This is a genomic window from Azospirillum sp. ST 5-10 (assembly GCF_051225715.1).
In the GTDB taxonomy this organism is placed as follows: domain Bacteria; phylum Pseudomonadota; class Alphaproteobacteria; order Azospirillales; family Azospirillaceae; genus Azospirillum.
Window position 1 is genome coordinate 24,629 of the sequence record NZ_JBPJSP010000036.1, and the last position, 19,379, is coordinate 44,007.

Annotated in this window: 18 protein-coding genes; 7 read left to right on the plus strand and 11 right to left on the minus strand. The window is 71.6% G+C overall.

The window, feature by feature from the left end; genetic code table 11:
- Positions 1-73 precede the first annotated feature (73 nt).
- Positions 74-1,405, plus strand: a complete 1,332-nt coding sequence (locus tag ACSBPG_RS27530; protein WP_435540444.1) for an aspartate aminotransferase family protein — start codon at positions 74-76, stop codon at positions 1,403-1,405.
- Here the strand turns inward: ACSBPG_RS27530 and ACSBPG_RS27535 are convergent.
- A complete protein-coding gene (locus tag ACSBPG_RS27535) occupies positions 1,399-2,220 on the minus strand; it encodes a DeoR/GlpR family DNA-binding transcription regulator (protein ID WP_435540445.1) in 822 nt (273 codons plus the stop codon). The genes ACSBPG_RS27530 and ACSBPG_RS27535 overlap by 7 nt on opposite strands.
- Positions 2,221-2,429: 209 nt before the next feature.
- On the opposite strand from ACSBPG_RS27535, the gene ACSBPG_RS27540 reads away from it, so the two are divergent.
- Positions 2,430-3,140, plus strand: a complete 711-nt coding sequence (locus ACSBPG_RS27540; RefSeq protein WP_435540446.1) for a cysteine hydrolase family protein — start codon at positions 2,430-2,432, stop codon at positions 3,138-3,140.
- 34 nt (positions 3,141-3,174) lie between these two features.
- Here the strand turns inward: ACSBPG_RS27540 and ACSBPG_RS27545 are convergent, their stop codons facing one another.
- The 4 genes from ACSBPG_RS27545 to ACSBPG_RS27560 all read right to left on the minus strand — a co-directional run bounded on the left by ACSBPG_RS27545 (position 3,175) and on the right by ACSBPG_RS27560 (position 7,232).
- Positions 3,175-3,984, minus strand: coding sequence for an ABC transporter permease (locus ACSBPG_RS27545; RefSeq protein WP_435540447.1), 810 nt, complete (start codon positions 3,982-3,984; stop codon positions 3,175-3,177).
- Positions 3,985-3,996: 12 nt separating this feature from the next.
- Complete coding sequence (locus tag ACSBPG_RS27550; protein ID WP_435540448.1) at positions 3,997-4,902, minus strand: ABC transporter permease; 906 nt, start codon at positions 4,900-4,902, stop codon at positions 3,997-3,999.
- A gap of 5 nt (positions 4,903-4,907) precedes the next feature.
- Complete coding sequence (locus ACSBPG_RS27555; protein ID WP_435540449.1) at positions 4,908-6,014, minus strand: ABC transporter ATP-binding protein; 1,107 nt, start codon at positions 6,012-6,014, stop codon at positions 4,908-4,910.
- A gap of 66 nt (positions 6,015-6,080) precedes the next feature.
- Complete coding sequence (locus ACSBPG_RS27560) at positions 6,081-7,232, minus strand: ABC transporter substrate-binding protein (protein ID WP_435540450.1); 1,152 nt, start codon at positions 7,230-7,232, stop codon at positions 6,081-6,083.
- A 213-nt stretch (positions 7,233-7,445) separates the two neighbouring features.
- Between ACSBPG_RS27560 and ACSBPG_RS27565 the strand changes: the two genes are divergently transcribed.
- From ACSBPG_RS27565 to pncA, 3 genes are all read left to right on the plus strand, one after another.
- Positions 7,446-8,465 (plus strand): phosphotransferase enzyme family protein, encoded by a 1,020-nt coding sequence (locus tag ACSBPG_RS27565; RefSeq protein WP_435540451.1) that lies wholly within the window; start codon positions 7,446-7,448, stop codon positions 8,463-8,465.
- A gap of 14 nt (positions 8,466-8,479) precedes the next feature.
- Positions 8,480-9,268 (plus strand): 3-oxoacyl-ACP reductase FabG, encoded by a 789-nt coding sequence (gene fabG / locus ACSBPG_RS27570; RefSeq protein WP_435540452.1) that lies wholly within the window; start codon positions 8,480-8,482, stop codon positions 9,266-9,268.
- A 141-nt stretch (positions 9,269-9,409) separates the two neighbouring features.
- Positions 9,410-10,066 carry a bifunctional nicotinamidase/pyrazinamidase gene (pncA, locus tag ACSBPG_RS27575; protein ID WP_435540453.1) on the plus strand — a complete coding sequence of 219 codons (657 nt, stop codon included), beginning with the start codon at positions 9,410-9,412 and terminating at the stop codon, positions 10,064-10,066.
- Here pncA and ACSBPG_RS27580 read toward each other — a convergent pair.
- From ACSBPG_RS27580 to ACSBPG_RS27590, 3 genes are all read right to left on the minus strand, one after another.
- On the minus strand, positions 10,053-10,439 hold the full coding sequence (locus ACSBPG_RS27580; RefSeq protein WP_435540454.1) for a hypothetical protein: 387 nt from the start codon (positions 10,437-10,439) through the stop codon (positions 10,053-10,055). The two genes, pncA and ACSBPG_RS27580, sit on opposite strands and share 14 nt — an antisense overlap.
- A gap of 89 nt (positions 10,440-10,528) precedes the next feature.
- Positions 10,529-12,565 carry an elongation factor G gene (locus tag ACSBPG_RS27585; RefSeq protein WP_435540455.1) on the minus strand — a complete coding sequence of 679 codons (2,037 nt, stop codon included), beginning with the start codon at positions 12,563-12,565 and terminating at the stop codon, positions 10,529-10,531.
- A gap of 197 nt (positions 12,566-12,762) precedes the next feature.
- Entirely contained in the window at positions 12,763-13,692 is a 930-nt protein-coding gene (locus ACSBPG_RS27590; RefSeq protein ID WP_435540456.1) for a 2-dehydropantoate 2-reductase, read from the minus strand.
- Between the two features lie 305 nt (positions 13,693-13,997).
- On the opposite strand from ACSBPG_RS27590, the gene ACSBPG_RS27595 reads away from it, so the two are divergent.
- Both ACSBPG_RS27595 and ACSBPG_RS27600 read left to right on the plus strand, forming a co-directional pair.
- Positions 13,998-15,290, plus strand: a complete 1,293-nt coding sequence (locus tag ACSBPG_RS27595; RefSeq protein ID WP_435540457.1) for a diguanylate cyclase domain-containing protein — start codon at positions 13,998-14,000, stop codon at positions 15,288-15,290.
- Positions 15,291-15,444: 154 nt separating this feature from the next.
- Positions 15,445-15,912 carry a Dps family protein gene (locus tag ACSBPG_RS27600; RefSeq protein WP_435540458.1) on the plus strand — a complete coding sequence of 156 codons (468 nt, stop codon included), beginning with the start codon at positions 15,445-15,447 and terminating at the stop codon, positions 15,910-15,912.
- A 134-nt stretch (positions 15,913-16,046) separates the two neighbouring features.
- Here ACSBPG_RS27600 and ACSBPG_RS27605 read toward each other — a convergent pair whose 3' ends face one another.
- From ACSBPG_RS27605 to ACSBPG_RS27615, 3 genes are all read right to left on the minus strand, one after another.
- Positions 16,047-16,283, minus strand: coding sequence for a hypothetical protein (locus tag ACSBPG_RS27605; RefSeq protein WP_435540459.1), 237 nt, complete (start codon positions 16,281-16,283; stop codon positions 16,047-16,049).
- A gap of 102 nt (positions 16,284-16,385) precedes the next feature.
- On the minus strand, positions 16,386-17,390 hold the full coding sequence (gene trxB / locus ACSBPG_RS27610) for a thioredoxin-disulfide reductase (RefSeq protein WP_435540460.1): 1,005 nt from the start codon (positions 17,388-17,390) through the stop codon (positions 16,386-16,388).
- A gap of 21 nt (positions 17,391-17,411) precedes the next feature.
- Complete coding sequence (locus ACSBPG_RS27615) at positions 17,412-19,319, minus strand: hypothetical protein (protein ID WP_435540461.1); 1,908 nt, start codon at positions 19,317-19,319, stop codon at positions 17,412-17,414.
- Positions 19,320-19,379 lie beyond the last annotated feature (60 nt).

Sequence of the window (19,379 nt, forward strand, 5' to 3'; positions counted from 1 at the left end):
ATCCTACACATGCCGCCTGGGGTGTGGAGGCGTTTCCGCAGCCAGGCTCCTCACCGCGCAGGATGCCCGGACGATGAAGCAGATTCTCGCGTTGAACGCCTTCGACAGGAGCGGCGCCGACGGCCTGGACGACCGCACGGCGCAGCTGGTGCGGCAGCGGGAACGGCTCTTCGGAGCGGCGTCGGTGTTGTTCTACCAACATCCGATCGAGTTCGTCCGCGGCGAGGGGTGCCGGCTCTACGACGCCGCCGGCACCGCCTATCTCGACGTCTACAACAACGTGCCGTCGGTCGGGCACTGCCACCCGCGCGTGGTCGAGGCGGTGGCGGCGCAGCTCCGCCAGCTCAACACCCACACCCGCTATCTCCACGCCGCCACCCACGCCTACGCCGAGCGCCTGCTGTCGACGTTCCCGGACGGGCTGTCCAACGTGACCTTCACCTGCACCGGCAGCGAGAGCAACGACCTGGCGCTGCGCCAGGCGCAGGTCTTCACCGGCGGGACCGGGGTGATCGTGACGGCGACCGCCTATCACGGCAACACCGCCGCGGTGACCGACGTGTCGCCCAGCTCCTTCAAGGTCGGGGCGCCGCCGGCCACGGTGCGCGTCGTGCCGGCGCCCGACGGCTACCGCGTCCCGCCGGAGGCGCTCGGGCCGACCTTCACGGCGGCCGTCGAGGCGGCCATCGCCTCCCTGCGGGCGCAGGGCGTCAAGCCGGCGGCGCTGCTGGTCGACAGCATCTTCTCCAGCGACGGCGTCTACGCCGATCCCCCCGGCTTCCTGGACGGCGCGGTGGCCGCCATCCACGCCGCCGGCGGCCTGTTCATCGCCGACGAGGTGCAGCCGGGGTTCGGGCGCACCGGCGACGCGATGTGGGGCTTCCAACGCCATGGCGGCATTCCCGACATCGTCACCATGGGCAAGCCCATGGGCAACGGCTATCCCATGGGCGGCGTGGTGACGCGGCCGGAGATCCTCGACGCCTTCTGCGAGCGGGTCGGCTACTTCAACACCTTCGGCGGGTCGCCCGCGGCGGCGGCCGCCGGGATGGCGGTGCTGGAGGTGCTCGAGGCCGAGGGGCTGATGGAGAACGCCCGCACCGTCGGCGACCACCTGCGCCGGGTGCTGCGCGCGGTGGCGGCCCGTCATCCGGTGATCGGCGACGTGCGCGGCGCCGGCCTGTTCACCGGCGTCGAGCTGGTCGGCGCCGACGGCGACCGCGTCCCGGCGCCGGAGATCGCCACCGCCCTCATCAACGCGCTGCGCGACCGCCGGGTGCTGATCGGCGCGGCCGGCCCCCTGGGGCACATCCTCAAGGTCCGCCCGCCGCTGTGCTTCTCGCGCGCCGACGCCGACACCGTGGCGGCCGCCACGGACGACGCGCTGACGGCGCTCGGCTATTGATCCCGGGCGTCCGCGCGGCGGTAGCCGAGCCGCGCCACGATCACGTCGACGCCCGCCCGCCCGAGCGAGGTGGCGAGGAGCCCGTCCGGCGTCTCGTCGGTGACGAGGCGCGTCACCTGCGGCCAGTGTGCGAAGACGGAGATGGCGGCGCGCTCGAACTTGGTGTGGTCGGCGACGACGGTGACCTCGGTCGCCCGCATCGCCATGGCGCGGTAGGTCGCGGCGGCGTCGATGCTGGCCTCGTTCGGCCCGTCCTCGGCCAGGCCGGTGGCGCCCAGGATGGCGTGGTTGGCGTAGATGCGGCCGAGATAGTCGATGGTGTCGGGGCCGCTGACCCAGCCCTCGTGGCCGTTGTAGCGGCCGGGGCAGATCATCACCCGGATCGTCGGGTTGGCGGCCAGCACGGTGGCGACGGCGAAGGCGTCGGTGAACACCGTGAGGTCGCGCTTCTCCGCCGACAGCCGGCGGGCGACGTGGGTGGTGGTGGCGCCGCCGCCGATGATGACGACGTCGCCGTGCTTGATGAACGGGGACGCGGCGGCGGCGATGGCCTCGCGCTCCGGCACCAGCATCTGGTGGCGCTCGCGGATGCTGGGTTCCGGCCCGAAGGGACGCACGGCGCCGCCGTAGGTCCGGCTGATCAGGCCCTGCGAGCCGAGCTCGTCGAGGTCGCGCCGGATCGTCTCGGTGGACACCCCGAGCGTGGCCGCCAGCTCGGACACCCGCAACGTCGGGCCGGCGTGGAGTTCGTTGACGATGCGCGCCTGGCGTTCGGCCTTCGACAGGCGGGCGGTGGTGTTGGCGTTGTCGCTCATGTCCCCAATGCTCTGTTCGTGCGTCTTCGTCGGTCCGGCGCCCGCCGGACCATAGAGCGGGATCACTCCCGGTGGAATCGCCTGGAGTGTGAATCCCGCTCCAGATTCGAATGTTTGGGGCAAGAGTCACGCTTTTGGCCGGATCGGCCGAAAGCGATCGTGCTCCAGCGTGTTTTTTCCCCAGCCACCAGCGATCGGGATGCTGCCCCATGACGACGAGCCCCGGCGGGACCTGGAAGACCGCCTTCCGTTCCCTCTACTACCGCGACGCGCCGGAGCCGGACGACCCGGTGCTGGAGCGCGGCCGGCTGGCCCTGCTGGTGATCGACGTCCAGAACACCTACCTGGAGCGCCCGGACCCGGCGTCGCTCACGCCCGCCGAGCGCGCGACCTACGACGCCTGGACGCCGTTCCACGAGCGCATGCACGCCGTCGTCGTCCCGACCATCCGCCGCCTCCTCGACCGCTTCCGCAGCGACCGCCACGAGGTGCTGTTCGCGCGCATCGCCTGCCAGACCCGCGACGGGCGCGACCGCTCGCTCAGCCAGAAGCTGCCGGGCTGGAACAACCTCCTGCTGCCCAAGGACGAGCACGCCGCGCAGATCGTCGCGGCGATCGCGCCGGAGGGCGACGAGATCGTCGTCACCAAGACGACCGACAGCGCGCTGACCGGCACCAACCTGCGCCTCATCCTCACCAACCTCGGCATCACCCAGGTGGTGTGCTGCGGCATCTTCACCGACCAGTGCGTCTCCTCCACGGTGCGCAGCCTGGCCGACGAGAGCTTCTCGGTGATCGTCGTCGAGGACGGCTGCGCCGCCGCGTCCGACGAGCTCCACCGCCAGGAGCTGGCGATCATCAACATGATCTACGGACACGTCATGAGCGCCGACGACGTGATGGGATACCTGCCGGCCTGAGCGGCGGTGCGGCGGTGGCGCCCCTCCCGGCACGCTACGCCGCCGCCCGCCGCTTCTGCACCAGCCGGACCACCAGCGCGCCCAGCGCCATCGCCGCCACCGCGCCGATGGTGCTCATGGTGCCGAGCGTCGGCACCATCGGCGTGTAGCCCGCGACCATCTTGTTGTAGAGCCATTTCGGCACCGTCGCGTCGGCTCCCGCGGTGTAGAGCGACAGCGGGAAGTTGCCCCACGACAGCAGGAAGGCGAACAGCATGCCCGACCAGATGCCGGGCCACAGGATCGGCAGGGTGATCTGCGTCAGCACCTGCCAGCGGCTGGCGCCGAGGTCGAAGGCGGCGTCCTCGACCGTGGCGTCGAAGCCGTAGACCTGGATCGCCATGACCAAGGTCACCACCGGCGTGATCCACACCAGGTGGGCCAGCGCCGCCGTCTTCCACGACAGCGGCAGCCCCAGCGTGTTGAACCACAGGAGCAGCGCCAGGCCGAGCACCGGCTGGGGAAAGAAGATCGGCAGCAGGATCGCCTTCTGGAACAGGGTGCGCCCCCTCCAGTCGTAGCGGGCGAAGGCCAGGGCGCCGAAGAAGGCCAGCACCACGGAGACCAGGGTGACGACCGCGGCGATCGCCAGGGACGTCTGCACCAGCACGCCGATCTCGATGGAGTCGACGGTGCGCTGCCACCACTCCAGCGACCATTGGCGGACCGGGAACAGGAAGTAGCGCGACTTCGACAGCGCGGCGAGCGCGCTGCAGACGACCGGCAGGTAGACCACCGCCAGGACGAGGACGGTCCAGGTCCAGATGAAGGCGCGGGCGCGGCGGGCGGACTGGCTCGATTCCATGCCTGTGGCCCCTCACTTGCGGCCGAGGATGCGGTCGAGGTCGAGCTTCGACAGCGCGAACAGGGTGAGGCCGCCGATGACCAGCGTCAGCAGCACCGCCAGCGCCGACCCCAGCGGCCAGTTCTGCGAGTAGGTGAAGGCGATCTCGATGTCGTGGGTGATGACGATCAGCGACTGGCCGCCGACGATCTTCGCCTCGCCGACGGCGCCGGCGGCCAGCGCGAAGGTCAGCAGCATGCCGATCAGGATGCCCGGCATCGCCAGCGGCAGCTCGATGTCCCGCCACACCTGGAAGCGGCTGGCGCCGAGGTCGCCGGCGGCGTCGACGACGTCGCGCGGCAGCAGCGACAGGCCGAGCACGGTGGGGAACAGCATGAAGGGCAGGTAGGTGTAGACCATGCCGAACAGGATCATGCCGGGCGAGAACAGCACGTCCGGCCCGGCCCCGCCCAGCAGCTTCAAGGTGCCGTCGAGGACGCCGTTCTTCAGGAACAACAGCACCCAGCCGTAGAGGCGGACGTTCTCGGAGATGAACAGCGGGAAGACGAAGAGGATCGAGAGCAGCGGCGACCAGCGGCCGAACACGCGCACCAGCCCGACGGCGATGGGGTAGCTGACGACCGCCAGCACCGCCACCGTCAGCGCGGCGAGGCCGAGCGACCACGCGAACGACATCCAGACCGAGTTGGCCGGGTCGAGGATCTCCGCGTAGTTGGCGAGCGTGAAGGTGGCGAACAGGTCGAAGGTGCGCGGCTCGGCGAAGGAGAACGCCAGCACGGCGATCAGCGGCGCCAGGAAGCCCAGCAGCAGCAGCGCCAGCACCGGCACGGCGCAGCGGGCACCCGCCGACAGCAGGTGCGGCACGAGCAGGCGGGGCAGCGCCGGCTTGGCCGCGGGAAGGGAGGCCACGTCCGCCATCGGCGTCACTCCGCCACGAAGACGGCGTCGTCGGCGTTCCAGCCGATCAGCACCGCGCCGCCGGTGCGCGCGGCGCCCAGCGCGCCGCGCGGCTGCTCCATCAGGATGGTCCGCGTGCCGACCTCGACGTGGTACTGGATGCGCGACCCCAGCGCGTAGTCGGCGGCGATGCGGCCGGACAGCACGTTGTCGGCGTCGGTCGCGGCGGCGACCGGGTTGACGAACTCCGGCCGCACGACGATGAAGCCGTCCAGCCGGTCGCCGTGGCCGGTGACCGCGACCTTGCCCGGCAGCCCGTCGACGGCGAACTTGCCGTAGCCGTCGGAGCGCACCGGCAGGACGTTGGTCTCGCCCATGAACTCGGCGACGAAGCGGTTGACGGGGCGGGTGTAGATCTGCTCGGGCGTGCCGACCTGGACGAGGCGGCCGGCGCTCATCACGCCGATGCGGTCGGACATCACCATCGCCTCCTCCAGGGAGTGGGTGATGTAGATGAAGGTCTTGCCGGAGCGCCGGTGCAGGTCCTTCAGCTCCTTCTCCAGCATCTTGCGCAGCTTGTAGTCGATCGCCGACAGCGGCTCGTCGAACAGCAGGATCTCCGGGTCGTAGGCGAAGGCGCGGGCCAGCGCCACGCGCTGGCGTTCGCCGCCGGAGCACTTCATGACGTTCTTGGCGTAGTAGCTCTCCGGCAGCCGCACCATCTCCATCAGCTCCAGCGCCCGGCTGCGGCGCGCCTCGGCCGTGGCGTTGCGGACCTTGAGGGGGAACTCGATGTTCTGGCCGACCGTCATGTGCGGGAACAGCGCCAGCGACTGGAAGACCAGGCAGGTCGGCCGCCGGTTGGGCGGCAGGCCGGCGATGCTGGCGCCGCGCAGGACGATGTCGCCGCCGCTCGGCCGGTCCATGCCGGCGAGCATGCGCAGCAGGGTCGTCTTGCCCGATCCCGACGGGCCGACGATGGTGAAGAACTCGCCCTCCCGCACCGTCAGGTCGATGCCGGCGACGGCGGTGAACCCGTCGAACGTCTTCGTCACGCCGACGAGGCCGAGGAGCAGGGGCGGGGTTTCGGCGGCGGTGGCCGTTGCGGTGGCCGTTGCGACGGCTGCTTGCATGACGGTGAGGCTCCGTGGAACGAAGGACGGGCGGCCGTCGCCGGCCGCCCCGCCGGGATCGACGCGTCAGCCGCGCGACCGCTTGGCCGCCGTCATCAGGTCGAGCGCCTTGTCGTAGTCCGGCACGATGTCGTAGGCGACCGAGCGGTTCATCTCCTCCTCCAGGGAATCCCACTGGATCGCGTCGAGCTCCTCCCTGGTGAAGAGCTTGAAGCAATCCGGATTGCCCATCTGCGCCACCGGGTTGAAGGTGCCTTCGGCGAAGGCCACGGTGTGGGCGACCTTGGGGTCCTGGACGTAGCGCAGGAAATCCTCGGCCAGCGGCGTGGGGTTGGGGTTGGCGACCAGCGAGGTGATCTCGATCCAGGCGATGCCGCCCTTGCCGCCGGCCATCGGGCCGCTCTTGGGCGTGATGGCGCGCAGGTTGCCGAAGCCCTCGGCGCGGGCCGGCGAGACGGAGTAGGTGCCGCCGGTCAGGTGGAGGTCGATCTCGCCCGACACCAGGGCCTGGTTCATGGTGGCGATGTCGCCGATCATCTTGGCGCCCTTGAAGACGCGCTTGGCCGTCTCGTCGAACGTCGCCATCTCGTCGGCGGTGTGGGTCTTGAACGGGTCGATGCCGGCGACGACGAAGATGTTGAAGACGTTCCAGTCGTCGGATTCCAGGATGCCGTAGCGGCCGGCCAGCGCGGCGTCGTTCCAGAGGTTCCAGCCCTGGTCCTCGGCGGTGGCGCGGCTGATCTTGTCGGTGTTGACGACGAAGCAGTAGGGTCCGAAGCGCTGCGCCATGCCCAGCAGGTCCTTGCCGTCGTCGCTCATCGACCAGCGGTAGGGCGCCTTGAACTCCGGCATCATCGTGTTGAAGAACGGCTCGAAGGTGGCGCGGTCGAGCGGCTTGATCAGCTTTTCCGGCCACAGCACCTTGCGGGCCCAGGGATTGTTGACGTTGATCAGGTCCCACACGCCGGTCTCGCCGGCGCGCAGCCGGTTGATCATGGTCGGGTCGTTGGTGGCCGACTCCGCCTTGACCGTCGCCCCCTTCAGCTCCCGGTAGGGGTCGAGCACCTGGGCCGAGTTGTAGCCCTCCCAGCACAGGATGTTCAGCTCCTTGTCGCGGCCGGCGGCGCGCGCCTTGCCCGCGAACGCGGCCGGGCCGGCCAGGGCGGCCGCGCCGGCGCCCATGGCCTGGAGTATCGAACGGCGGGAAACCTCACGCATGCCAGAACCCCCTTCGCGGTTGCGCAAATGTTGAACTTCCAACTCGCTCTTGCCCGGATTCCGCCCGGAAGCGGGCCGCCTTGGTGCATATATGTGGAACTTACATCATGAATCATGGTCTTTACAACATGGTTTGGCCGAGACATGATGGAAGTCACACATGGCGCCACACGACACGGGCGCGCGGAGGCGAGCGGGCGGGGAGGGTTTCGGATGGCGGGCGAATACGCTCCGGAGGTCGTGGCCGACCTGACGGCGATGGTGGAGCGGGGCGTGTCGCGCTGGGGGCTGCCCGCCGGCACCGAGGTGCAGCTGCTGAACCTGTCGGAGAACGCCACCTTCCGCCTGCGCGACCCGGCGGAGGGCCGCGACCTCGTGCTCCGGGTGCACCGCGTCGGCTATTCGGCGCCCGACGAGATCGCCTCCGAGCTGGCCTGGATCGCAGCGCTGCGGGCCGACGGCATCGTCGAGACGCCGGCCCCGGTGCCGGGGGCAGACGGGGTGCTGGTGCAGCGGCTGGACTCGCCGGCCGGCGGCCCGGCCCGCCACGCCGTCGCCTTCACCCGCGTGGCGGGCCGGGAACCGGCGGCCGACGCCGACCTGGTGCGCTGGTTCGGGGTGCTGGGCGGGCTGACCGCCCGCATGCACGCCCACGCCCGGAGCTGGGCGCGCCCGGCGGGATTCCGCCGCAAGGTCTGGGACTACCAGGCGATGGTCGGCCCGGACGCCCACTGGGGCCCGTGGCGCGCCGGCCTCGGGCTCGACCGCGCCGGCGAGGCGGCGATCGAGCGCGCGCTCGCGCTGATCGAAACCCGCCTGCAGCGGTTCGGCACCGGGCCGGAGCGCTTCGGCCTCGTCCATGCCGACCTGCGGCTCGCCAACCTGCTGGTCGACGGCGACCGGCTCCAGGTGATCGACTTCGACGATTGCGGGCTGAGCTGGTTCGTCTACGACTTCGCGGCGGCGATCAGCTTCATCGAGCACGAACCGATCGTCCCCGACCTGATGGCGGCCTGGGTCGCCGGCTACCGCCGGGAGGCGCCCCTGTCGGACGAGGAGGTGGCGGAGATCCCCACCTTCGTCGTCCTGCGCCGCATCCTGCTCACGGCGTGGCTGGCCTCCCACGCCGAGATCCCCTTCGCCCGCGCGATGGGGCAGGCTTACACCGCCGGCACCGTCCGGCTCGCCCGCGCGCTCGTCGACGGCGCCTTCCCGACCCAACCGGCCGCTTGAGGAACCACCCGACCATGTTCGCTTCCCTGAAAGACCGCAGCGTCATCGTCACCGGCGCCAGCAAGGGCATCGGCCGCGGCATCGCGCTGCGCTTCGCCGAGATCGGCTGCAAGGTGCTGGTCGTCGCCCGCTCCATCGAGGGGGCGCGGGCCGTGGCCGACGAGATCGCCGGCGCCGGCGGAACGGCGCTGGCGTTTTCCGCCGACGTGTCCAAGGCCGCCGACGCCGAGGCCATGGCCGGGGCGGCGGTGGAGAGCTTCGGCGGCATCGACATCCTGTGCGCCAACGCCGGCATCTTCCCGGCCGCCAAGCTCGGCGCCATGACCGAGGCGGACTTCGACGCCGTCATCGCCACCAACCTGAAGGGCACCTTCCTCTCGGTCTCCGCCTGCCTGCCGGCGATGAAGGCGAAGCGCGCCGGGCGCATCGTGCTGACCTCGTCGATCACCGGCCCGGTCACCGGCTATCCCGGCTGGTCGCACTACGGCGCCTCGAAGGCCGGGCAGCTCGGCTTCATGCGCACCGCCGCCATCGAGCTGGCGCCGTACGGCATCACGGTCAACGCGGTGATGCCGGGCAACATCGCCACCGAAGGGCTCGACGGCCTCGGCCCCGACTACATCGCCAAGATGGAGGCCTCGGTGCCGATGCGCCGCCTCGGCTCGGTCCGCGACATCGCCAACGCCGCGCTGTTCTTCGCCACCGACGAGGCCGCCTACGTCACCGGCCAGGGCATGGTGGTCGACGGCGGGCAGATCCTGCCGGAGTCGCTGTCGGCCCTGGAGGAGATGGACGCCGCCTGAGCGGGGGAGCCCGTCCGCAGGGTTGCGCGGCCGCCGCGGAAGCCCATACTGCGGGCGGCCCTCCTCCGTTTCCCCGGGGGAGGGGCCGCGAGCCGCACCAGGGCGGCCGCTTCGCCCCCACCGGAAGACGGACACCCGCGCATGGCTTCCTTCGTTCCCCGGCGCACCGATGCGTTGATCGTCGTCGACGTGCAGAACGACTTCTGTCCCGGCGGCGCGCTGGCGGTGCCGGACGGCGACGCGGTGGTGGCGGTGTGCAACCGGCTGGCGCGGCGCTTCGCGGCGACGGTGCTGACCCAGGACTGGCATCCGCCCGGGCACGCCTCCTTCGCCTCGTCCCATCCGGGCAAGGCGCCGTTCGACACGGCGGAGATGCCCTACGGCACCCAGGTGCTGTGGCCGGACCACTGCGTGCAGGGCACGCGCGGGGCGGAGTTCCACCCCGACCTCGACGTGCCGGGGGCGAACCTCATCGTGCGCAAGGGCTTCCACCCCGGGATCGATTCCTATTCCACCTTCTACGAGAACGACCGGACGACCCCCACCGGGCTGGCCGGGTACCTGCGCGAGCGTGGCGTCACGCGGGTCTTCCTGGTCGGGCTCGCCACCGACTTCTGCGTCGCGTTCTCGGCCGAGGACGCGGTGCGCCACGGGTTCGCGGCGGTGGTGGTGGAGGACGGCTGCCGCGCTATCGATCTGCCCGACGCCGACGGTGGCACCCTGGCCGCGGCGCGCCGGCGGATGGCGGCGGCCGGGGTCGAGGTGATCCGGTCGGAGCGGATCGCTACCCCAGCTTGACGTAGCCGCGCTCGATCACCCGCTCGGCCGCCTCGAACACCGCCACCAGCTCCTCGTAGGCCTGGCGCAGGCGGGCCAGTTCGGCGATGGCGGCGGGATCGGGGTGGCGGTTCTCGGCGGCCTTGAGGCCGGCGCGGATGTAGTCGGCCCGCAGCTCGGCGACCCGCACCGCGAGGCGCAGGAAGGTCTCCTGGTTGAGGTGCGGGATCTGCTGGCCGATGACGGTGCTGTTGGCTTCCAGCACCGCCGCCTCCATGGTCTCCAGGAACTGCCGCACGCGGTGGCGGCTGGCCTTGTCGGCGCTTTCGGGGGTCAGCAGCTTGTCCACCCGGCCCTTGACGAACTCGCCGACGATCTTGCCGCCCATCGCCATCCGTCGTCTCCTTCACGGGTCCGCGGGCGGCGTCGGCCCCCGCGGGGAGGGCCGGGACGGCCCCCCACCGCGTCAGTCTAGCGGCCGGGCTACTGCGCGGCCAGCATCTCCTTGCGCTGCTCCACCGCCTTGTCGGCCATCTTGCCCGTCAGCTCCTGCAGGCGCTCGAAGGTCGAGGTGAAGGTGCCCACACCCAGCGACAGCGAGCGCAGCTCGACGATCAGGTCGTGGATCTCGGCCTGGGGCATGTAGGCCTTCACCTCGTCCCAGCCCTGCCAGCCGGGCCGCGCGTCGAAGCCGAGGATCTGGCCGCGGCGGCCGCTGACGAGGCGCTGCACCTTGGAGGTGTACTCGCTGGGCACGGCGATGCTGACCTGCAGGATCGGCTCCAGCAGCACCGGCTCGCACTTCGGCAGGGCCTCCTGCATGGCCTGCCGGGCCACCGTCTTGAACGCCATCTCCGAGCTGTCGACGGCGTGGTACTGGCCGCCCACCAGGCGCACCATGAAGTCGACCACGGGGAAGCCGAGCGGCCCCTGGGCGGTGTAGTCGCGCGCGCCGGCCTCGACCGCCGGGATGAACTGGCGCGGCACCACCCCGCCGACGATGGCGTCCTCGAACTGGAAGCCGGCGCCGCGCGGCAGCGGCTTCACCTCGACCTGGATGTCGGCGAACTGGCCGTGGCCGCCGGTCTGCCGCTTGAAGCGGGCGTGGTGCTCGGTGCCCTTGCGGATCGTCTCCTTGAAGGGGACCTGCGGCGCGTGGCCCTTGACGGCGACGTTGTACTTGCTGCGCAGGCGGTCCATGGCGATCTGCAGATGGATGTCGCCCTGGCCGGACAGCACCAGCTCGCCGCGCTCGGCCGCCTGCTCGAACAGCAGCGACGGGTCCTCCTCCACCAGCTTCTGCAGCGCGCCGGTCAGCTTCACCTCGTCGTTGCGGTTCTCGGCGTGGACGGCCAGCGCGAACACCGGGGCCGGCACCTCCGGCCACAGCTCCGGCCGGCCCAGATTGCCCTTGTCGCTGAGGACGTCGCCGGTCGTCGCCTTGTCCAGCCGGCCCAGCGCCACCACCTCGCCGGGGCCGGCCTGGGCCAGCTTCTCCTGGCTGTGGCCCATCATGCGATAGACGCCCGACACCCGCTCGCCGCCGAGCGTCATGCCGTCGCTGACGCTGCCGCGCCACACCCGGGCGAAGGACAGCTTGCCGGCATGGGCGGCGTTGAAGCTCTTGAAGACCTGGACGGTGGTGCCGTTCTCCGGGATCGCCTGCCGCTCGGCGGTGGCGCTCACGTCCGGGCCTTCGTGGCGCAGCGCCTTCAGGAGGCGGCGGATGCCGCCATCGTTCTCGGCCGAGCCGAGGAAGACCGGCACGATCAGGTCCGACGCCAAGTCCTTGGCGAGGTCCTCGTAGACCCGGGTGGCGTCGGGGGTCACCTCCTCCAGCAGCTGTTCGAGCAGCGCGTCGTCGAAGTCGGCGAGCGCCTCCAGCATCTCCTGCCGCGCCTCGGCCTCGCGGTCCTTCATGGACTCGGGGATCTTCACGAGGTCCGACGCCTGGTGCGGGTTGTAGTGGTAGGCGCGCTCGCTCACCAGGTCGACGTAGCCGGTGATCTTGTCGCCCTCGCGGATCGGCACCTCGCGCAGCACCAGCGGCCGCGACGACACCGCCTGGTAGGCCTGCACCACGTCGCGCACGCGCAGGTCGACCAGGGTGTCCACCTTGTTGATGAACAGCAGGTGGGGGATCTTGTAGTCGTCGAGGAACTTGAAGAGCGGGGCCAGGATGACCGCCTTCTCCGGCTGCGGCTCGGCGACGATGACGGCGACGTCGCAGGCCATCAGCGCACACTGCGTCTCGTAGGCCAGCTCGACCGAGCCGGGGCAGTCGAGGAAGTGCCAGCGTTCCCCGAGATACTCGGTGGAGGCGAGGGAGACCTCGACGCTCATCTGCCGCGCCTTGGCCTCGGCCGAGGCGTCGCCGACGGTGTTGCCGTCCTTCACGCTGCCCTTGCGCGTCACGGCCCCCGTGGCCGACAGCAGGCTTTCCAGCAGCGTCGTCTTGCCGCTGAGATAGGGGCCGACCAGTGCAGCGCAGCGCGCGGTCGGGACCTGGGTGTGGGGCATGCAGACCTCCCGGATGGCTTGGGCACGAACCGCGCGCGTCTCGCCGCGGTCGGCCGCGGCCGGCGGCCGCCACCTGGGGTCGCCGCGCCGCGGCTCGTGCGTTGGGTGTGCCGGTCTTTTTCGTCGTCAAGCTTCACCCGGCCGGGGCGGCCTGTCGATGGAAAAAAAGGCGGCACACGGCCGCGGGGGGCGGCCGGTCAGCCGGCGCCCGGCGGCCCGTCGGCGTAGGGGGCGAGTGCTGCGGCGACGACCCGGTGCACCGGGGTCGGCACGCCGTGCCCGGCGCCCAGCCGGACGACCGCGCCGGACAGCCACGGCAACTCGAGCCGGGCGCCGCGCTCCAGGTCGTTCAGCATGGACGAGCGCATGCCGGGCACCAGCCCGTCGACCAGCGCCGCGACCCGATCGACCAGGTCGGCGCCGAGGGGCACGCCGTGGGCGGCGGCGACCGCTGCCACCTCGGCCACGGCGTCGAAGAACAGGGCGCGCGTCGGCGCCACCGAGCGGATGACGCCGACGGGCTGGCGGGTCAGCGCGGTGAGGCCGCTGAGCGGCGCCAGGAAGGCGAACTTCTCCCAGATCGTGCGCAGGATGTGGTCGCTGAGGATGGCGTCGAAGCCGGCCCGCTCGGCCAGCGCGTGGAACGCCTCCAGCCGCTCCGAGCGGCGGCCGTCGAGCTCGCCGAAGGTCATGCGGGCGAGCGTGCCGGTGTGGCGGATCGTTCCCGGGGCGGCGATCGTCGCGGCGACGTGGGCGACGCCGCCGACCACGTGCTCGCGTCCCAGGGCGGCGGCCAGCGCGTCGGTGCCGGTCACGCCGTTCTGCAGGGTGATCACCGCGGTGCCCGGCTTCAGCAGCGGCCGGCACTGGGCGGCGGCCGCCTCGGTGTCCCACAGCTTGACGCAGAAGAGCACGACGTCCACCGGCCCCACCGTCGCCGGGTCGTCGCTGGCCGCCGGCCGCTCCAGGTGGAGGTCGCCGGCGTCGCTGACCACCCGCAGCCCCTGGTGCCGGATGGCCGCGAGGTGGCGGCCGCGCGCCAGGAAGGTCACGTCGGCGCCGGCCGCGGCCAGCCGCGCGCCGAAATAGCCGCCCACACCGCCGCTGCCCATCACCGCGATCCGCATGGCGTGTCCTCCGTTTCCGCTCCGCCGCCGCCGGCCATAGTGGACCCGCGCGGCGCCGCGCGGCAAGAGACGGCGAGCGGCGGCTTAACGGCGGCTTAACCGCTTGACGCTGGCGCCGCGACCGCCAACAATGCGGACAAACAGTTCAGCGGCCGCCCGCGGCAGGGGCGACGGCGGACCTCCCCTCCGGGAGGCCTCCGTCGCCGTGCCGCCGTTTCGGCGTGGAGGCACGCATCTCCCGTACCGACCGACCCGCCGGTTCCGACCCCGCCTCCGCTGCGCCCCGCCTGATCGGCGGGACGCTGGTGGCCTTTCTGTTCGCCGTCTCCCTGCTGTTCCTGGCCGGCTCCGCCGTCGCCATCCATGGCGCGTGGACCGGCGTCGCGGCGATGGCGCGGGCGGGCGGCGGCGACGCGTCGGGGCTGGCCACCGCTTTCGTGCTGCAGGCGCTGCTGACGGTGCTGGCCTTCACCGCCATGACCGGCACCCTGCTCTACGTCCAGCGCCGCGTGCTCGGGCCCCTGTCGCGGATCACCCGGGCGATGCACCGGCTGGCCGAGGGGGACGCCGACGTCGCCGTGCCGGAGACGGCGCGCGCCGACGAGATCGGCGCCATGGCGCGCGCCGTCGACGTGTTCAAGCGCAACGCCGCGGCGCTGCGCGCCGGCGAGAGCGAGCGGGCCCGCCTGGAGGACCGCGTGCAGACCCTGCTGGCGGCCATGGAGAACAGCCCGGTGCCCATCGTCATCACCGACCCGCGCGGCGTCATCGACTACGTCAACCCGAAGTTCACGGAGACCAGCGGCTGGACGGCGGCGGAGGTGCTGGGGCGGACGCCGGCGCTGTTCAAGAGCGGCCACACCCCGGCGGAGGTCTACCGCGACATGTGGAAGACGCTGCGCGCCGGCAAGGAGTGGCGTGGCGAATTCTACAACCGCCGCAAGAACGGCGAGTGCTACTGGGAGAAGACCTCGATCGCCCCCGTCCTCGGCGCCGGCGGCGCCATCCGCCATTTCGTCGCGGTCAAGGAGGACATCACCGAGCGCAAGGACGCGGAGCGCCGGGCCTGGCAGCGCGCCCACTTCGACCCGCTGACCGAGCTGCCCAACCGCGCCCTGTTCGAGGACCGCCTCAACCAGGCCATCGCCCGGTCCCACCGCAGCGGCAAGCTGCTGGCGCTGATGTTCCTCGACCTCGACCTGTTCAAGCAGGTGAACGACACCTACGGGCACGAGGTGGGGGACGAGCTGTTGCTGGAGGTGGCCTACCGGCTGAGGGCCTGCGTGCGGGAGTACGACACCGTGTCGCGCCTGGGCGGCGACGAGTTCGTGATACTGCTGACCGATCTGTCGCGCGACGAGGAGGCGGCGGACGTGGCGGCGCGCATCATCGACTCGGTCGGCCGGCCCTTCGAGCTGGACGTCGGCGAGGTGCGCATCGGCGTGTCCATCGGCGTCGCCGTCTATCCCCGGGACGGGCACGCGTCGGCGCAGCTCGTCAAGAACGCCGACGCCGCCATGTACTGGTCCAAGGCCGGCGGCCGCAACGCCTTCCGCTTCTACTCCGCCGATCCCGTCGGCTGCCTGGACGAGCTGTGATGGCCGCCGGCGGCGAAGAGCGGGGCGAGGGGGTGCGACAGACTAGAACTGTTCTAATTCATCTCGCTGCGGTACCCTGTTCCCGGGTGCCGACCACGGCCCGCCGGCGGGTTCCGCCGCGAACGGGCATCAAGACCATTGGAGGTACGATACCATGCAGATCGACATCGGAATCGCCGAAGGCGACCGCAAGGCCATTGCCGACGGGCTGAGCGGCGTGCTCGCCGACACCTTCGCCTTGTACCTGAAGACCCACAGCTTCCACTGGAACGTCACCGGGCCGATGTTCAACACGCTGCACGCCATGTTCATGGAGCAGTACACGGAGCTGTGGAACGCCCTGGACGAGATCGCCGAGCGCATCCGCGCCCTCGGCTTCCCGGCGCCCGGCAGCTTCTCGCAGTACACGGAGCTGTCGACGATCCGCGAGGAGACCGCGGTGCCGCAGGCGGAGGACATGATCCGCCAGCTCGTCGAGGGCCATGAGGCGGTGGCGCGCACGGCGCGCAAGGTGTTCCCGACCGCCGAGACCGCCAACGACCAGCCGACCGCCGACCTGCTGACCCAGCGCCTGCAGATCCACGAGAAGACCGCGTGGATGCTGCGCAGCCTGCTGGCGTAAGCCGGAAGGACGCGCGCCGCCGCAGGGGGGCGGCGCGTGGCCGATCCCCCGCCCGGCCGGGGGTGGCGGTTCACGCATCTCCTTGAGGGTGATCCGTCCTGAGCCCCTTCCCCGGCCCGGCCGGGGAGGGAGCGTCAGCGCCGCAGCAGGTACAGGCCGAGCCCGAGCAGCAGGGTGACCACGAGCGACAGCAGGAGCGGCAGCCCGTACGCCGAGGTGCCGACGCCGTTCGCGCCGCTGAACAGGCGCCCCGTCGTGTCCCAGAGATTCGCCAGGAACAGGATGGCGGTGTTCGCGGCGGACACCGCGGCCGCGGCGGCCAGCAGCGCCCGGGCCAGCCGGTCCCGTCCGTTTCCCATCGGCTTCGCCATGCCTGCGCCGTCCTTACCGGTTCGGCCGCCCGCTCCGTCCCGCCGCCGGGGCCGCGGGAGGGAGCGGGCGGTCCGTCAGAGCGCCGCCGGGGCCGCCCGCGCTCACCACGACCCGGCGGGGCTCTCCACGGCGTGGGCGCCGGCGGCCGGCTCCCGCGTCGCCAGCCAGCGCTCGACCTCCAGCGCCGCCATGCAGCCCATGCCGGCGGCCGTCACCGCCTGGCGGAACACCTTGTCCTTGACGTCGCCGGCGGCGAAGACGCCGGGGATGTTGGTGGCCGTGCTGTCCGGGGCGGTGAGGATGTAGCCGCCCTCGTCCATCTTCACCTTGCCCTTGAAGACCTCGGTGGCCGGCGAATGGCCGATGGCGACGAAGACGCCCTCGCCAGGAACGATCGACGTCTCGCCGCTCTTCACGTCGCGGACGCGCACGCCGGTGACGCGCTTGGGGTTGTCGAAGCTCTGGCCGCCCTCGCCGACGATCTCCTCGACGACGGCGTTCCACACCACCGCGATCTTCTCGTGGGCGAACAGGCGGTCCTGCAGGATCTTCTCGGCGCGGAAGCTGTCGCGGCGGTGGATCACCGTCACCTTGGAGGCGTGGTGGGTGAGGTAGAGCGCCTCCTCGACCGCCGAGTTGCCGCCGCCCACCACCACGACCTCCTTGCCGCGGAAGAAGAAGCCGTCGCAGGTGGCGCAGGCCGAGACGCCGGCGCCGCGGTAGGTCTCCTCGCTGTCCAGGCCCAGCCAGCGGGCCTGGGCGCCGGTGGCGATGATCACGGCGTCGGCGGTGTAGACGTCGCCCGAGTCGCCGGTGGCGACGAAGGGGCGCTTGGTGAAGTCGACGTCGACGATCAGGTCGAACACCGTCCGGGTGCCGACGTTCTCCGCCTGCTTCTGCATCTGGTCCATCAGCCAGGGGCCCTGGATGGGGTCGGCGAAGCCGGGATAGTTCTCGACGTCGGTGGTGATGGTGAGCTGGCCGCCGGGCTGCATGCCCTGGACGAGCGTCGGCTGCAGGTTGGCGCGCGCGGCGTAGATGGCAGCGGTGTAGCCGGCCGGGCCGGCGCCGATGATCAGGACCTTGGAATGATGCGTGGTGGCCATGGCGACGATCTCGCGTGAATCCTAGAAACCGAACATATGGTCGAGGCTGAAGGCGCCGTCACCGGTCAGGCAGCCGTGATAGCCGAACAGGCGGCAGGTGGGGTCGCGGATCAGCACGTACGCGTGCTCGCCGGCCGCCGTACGTTCGGCCTGGGTGAAGGTGGTGGTGTACTGGAACAGCCGCGAGCCGCCGCAGGGGATGGCGATCCGCCGGCGCGCCACCTCGACGCCGTCGCGCCGGGTCAGCACGAGCTGCGTGTCGCTCGACTCGTGCCACGGCGTGGAGGCGGGATAGACGAGGTGGCAGAAGGTGTCCCAGGGGTCCGGGCCGAGGCGCAGGAACAGCCGCGTCGACAGGCCGGGCGGCCGGCCGTGGTAGCTCTGCGGCTCGTCGCGGTAGGTCAGCACGGTGTTGAAGATGTGGCTGCCGAAGCTGGTCTCCGCCGCGTGGCCGCTGGCCCGCCATTCGTAGCGGAAGAGGGCGTGCAGCCAGCCGTCGGCGCAGTCCCCGGCGGCGAAGTCGTAGAGCAGTTCCACATGGCCCCAGCCGCCGGGCAGGGCGGTGCCGTCCAGCAGCTCCGTCACGTCGAGCGCCACGCTGTCGGCGCGCCCCAGGTTGCCGAAGCGGTGGCGCGCCACCTCCCGGCCCGAGGCGTCGTAGGCGACGGCCTGCACCGGCAGCGCCTCCTGTGCCGTGCTCATGGGCGTCGGCAACAGGATGGTGCGCCAGCGCTCCGGCGGCAGCAGCGGGGCGGGCAGGACGTGGCCCTTGCCGAGCAGCGGCTCCAGGACCGCCAGCCGGGGGTCGGGCTTCAGGTCGGCGCGCTCGACGTTGGCGTGGGCGATGCGGCGCCGGCCGTTGTCGGCGAGCACCTCGTAGCGCGGGCGCACGAAGTGCTTGCCCGCCCGCACCTCGAACTGCAGCGGCCAGCGGGCGTCGGGGAACAGGTCGCGGGTGTCGACGGCGACGGTGGCGAAGGGCGGGACCTCCGTCTCCAGCCGCCGCACCTCGTCGCGGCCCATCAGGTTGAGGCCGACGGCGCCGGCCGGGATGGCGCAGGGATGGCTGTTCTGCACCCACAGCAGCACCCGCTCGTCCGCCTTGGGCGCCGGCAGGCCGGCGTAGCGCTCGGCCGGCCAGGCGTTGGCGTCGTGGGTGCACGACAGCTCGTCGGGGCCGTCCCCGTAGGTGTCGAGGGCGTACTTCACCACGTCGTGGCCGGCGGCGCCGATGACGTGCAGGAACAGGGAGCCGCAGAAGTCGCCGAGGCCGAAACGCCAGCGCACGTCGCGGCTGTCGATCACCACGGTGCCGCCGGCCGGCGGCATCGCCTCGGTCCACTCCGCGAGCACGCCGCCCCCGGCGTCGAACAGCCGGGCCCACAGCCGCGGCGCCTTGGCGCCGTAGCCGGTCCAGTAGTTGGCGGAGACGATCCGGGTGTGCCGCCCGCCCTCGTCGCGCAGCCAGGCGAAGTTGGTGGCCCAGTTGAACCTGGCGAGGTAATGGCCGGTGTCGGTCAGCATGTCCTCGGGCAGGCGCATGGCGTCGAGCGACACCACCGCCGCTCCCGCCGGCACCAGGTGGGCGAGGGCGTTCTCCAGGCGCTGCGAGTCGAAGGCGACGATGAACACCGTGCGCGCGCCGCTTGCCGGCAGCGCGGTGACCGGCTTGGCCGTGTGGCCGAGGACGGAGCGGCCGACCGCCTCGACGTCCTGGACGTACACGCCCTCGATCGGCACGCGCGCGAGGTCGTAGAACTCGGCGAAGCCGCCCGCCATGCCGTGGGGGTCGACCAGCGCCACCGGCCCGCCGGCCGCCAGCCGCTCCACCAGCGCCGCCGCCTTGGGCGCCGCCAGCGGGTGCCCGACCGCCTTGAAGAAGCTGAAGCCGCCGGTGGCGTTGGAAAAGGTCTCGATCCGCAAAGGCATGGCAAGGAACTGGGTCGCGTTGGCCGGGTCGACGGTTATAGCCCGTCGATCGGGGTAGCG

Coding starts and splice junctions, on each gene's coding strand:
- fabG (WP_435540452.1), top strand. CDS start 8,480: ATGTTCGCTTCCCTGAAAGACCGCAGCGTCATCGTCACCGGCGCCAGC.
- ACSBPG_RS27565 (WP_435540451.1), top strand. CDS start 7,446: ATGGCGGGCGAATACGCTCCGGAGGTCGTGGCCGACCTGACGGCGATG.
- ACSBPG_RS27600 (WP_435540458.1), top strand. CDS start 15,445: ATGCAGATCGACATCGGAATCGCCGAAGGCGACCGCAAGGCCATTGCC.
- ACSBPG_RS27590 (WP_435540456.1), bottom strand. CDS start 13,692: ATGCGGATCGCGGTGATGGGCAGCGGCGGTGTGGGCGGCTATTTCGGC.
- ACSBPG_RS27580 (WP_435540454.1), bottom strand. CDS start 10,439: ATGGCGATGGGCGGCAAGATCGTCGGCGAGTTCGTCAAGGGCCGGGTG.
- ACSBPG_RS27585 (WP_435540455.1), bottom strand. CDS start 12,565: ATGCCCCACACCCAGGTCCCGACCGCGCGCTGCGCTGCACTGGTCGGC.
- ACSBPG_RS27535 (WP_435540445.1), bottom strand. CDS start 2,220: ATGAGCGACAACGCCAACACCACCGCCCGCCTGTCGAAGGCCGAACGC.
- ACSBPG_RS27545 (WP_435540447.1), bottom strand. CDS start 3,984: ATGGAATCGAGCCAGTCCGCCCGCCGCGCCCGCGCCTTCATCTGGACC.
- ACSBPG_RS27530 (WP_435540444.1), top strand. CDS start 74: ATGAAGCAGATTCTCGCGTTGAACGCCTTCGACAGGAGCGGCGCCGAC.
- trxB (WP_435540460.1), bottom strand. CDS start 17,390: ATGGCCACCACGCATCATTCCAAGGTCCTGATCATCGGCGCCGGCCCG.
- ACSBPG_RS27540 (WP_435540446.1), top strand. CDS start 2,430: ATGACGACGAGCCCCGGCGGGACCTGGAAGACCGCCTTCCGTTCCCTC.
- ACSBPG_RS27550 (WP_435540448.1), bottom strand. CDS start 4,902: ATGGCGGACGTGGCCTCCCTTCCCGCGGCCAAGCCGGCGCTGCCCCGC.
- pncA (WP_435540453.1), top strand. CDS start 9,410: ATGGCTTCCTTCGTTCCCCGGCGCACCGATGCGTTGATCGTCGTCGAC.
- ACSBPG_RS27615 (WP_435540461.1), bottom strand. CDS start 19,319: ATGCCTTTGCGGATCGAGACCTTTTCCAACGCCACCGGCGGCTTCAGC.
- ACSBPG_RS27605 (WP_435540459.1), bottom strand. CDS start 16,283: ATGGCGAAGCCGATGGGAAACGGACGGGACCGGCTGGCCCGGGCGCTG.
- ACSBPG_RS27560 (WP_435540450.1), bottom strand. CDS start 7,232: ATGCGTGAGGTTTCCCGCCGTTCGATACTCCAGGCCATGGGCGCCGGC.
- ACSBPG_RS27555 (WP_435540449.1), bottom strand. CDS start 6,014: ATGCAAGCAGCCGTCGCAACGGCCACCGCAACGGCCACCGCCGCCGAA.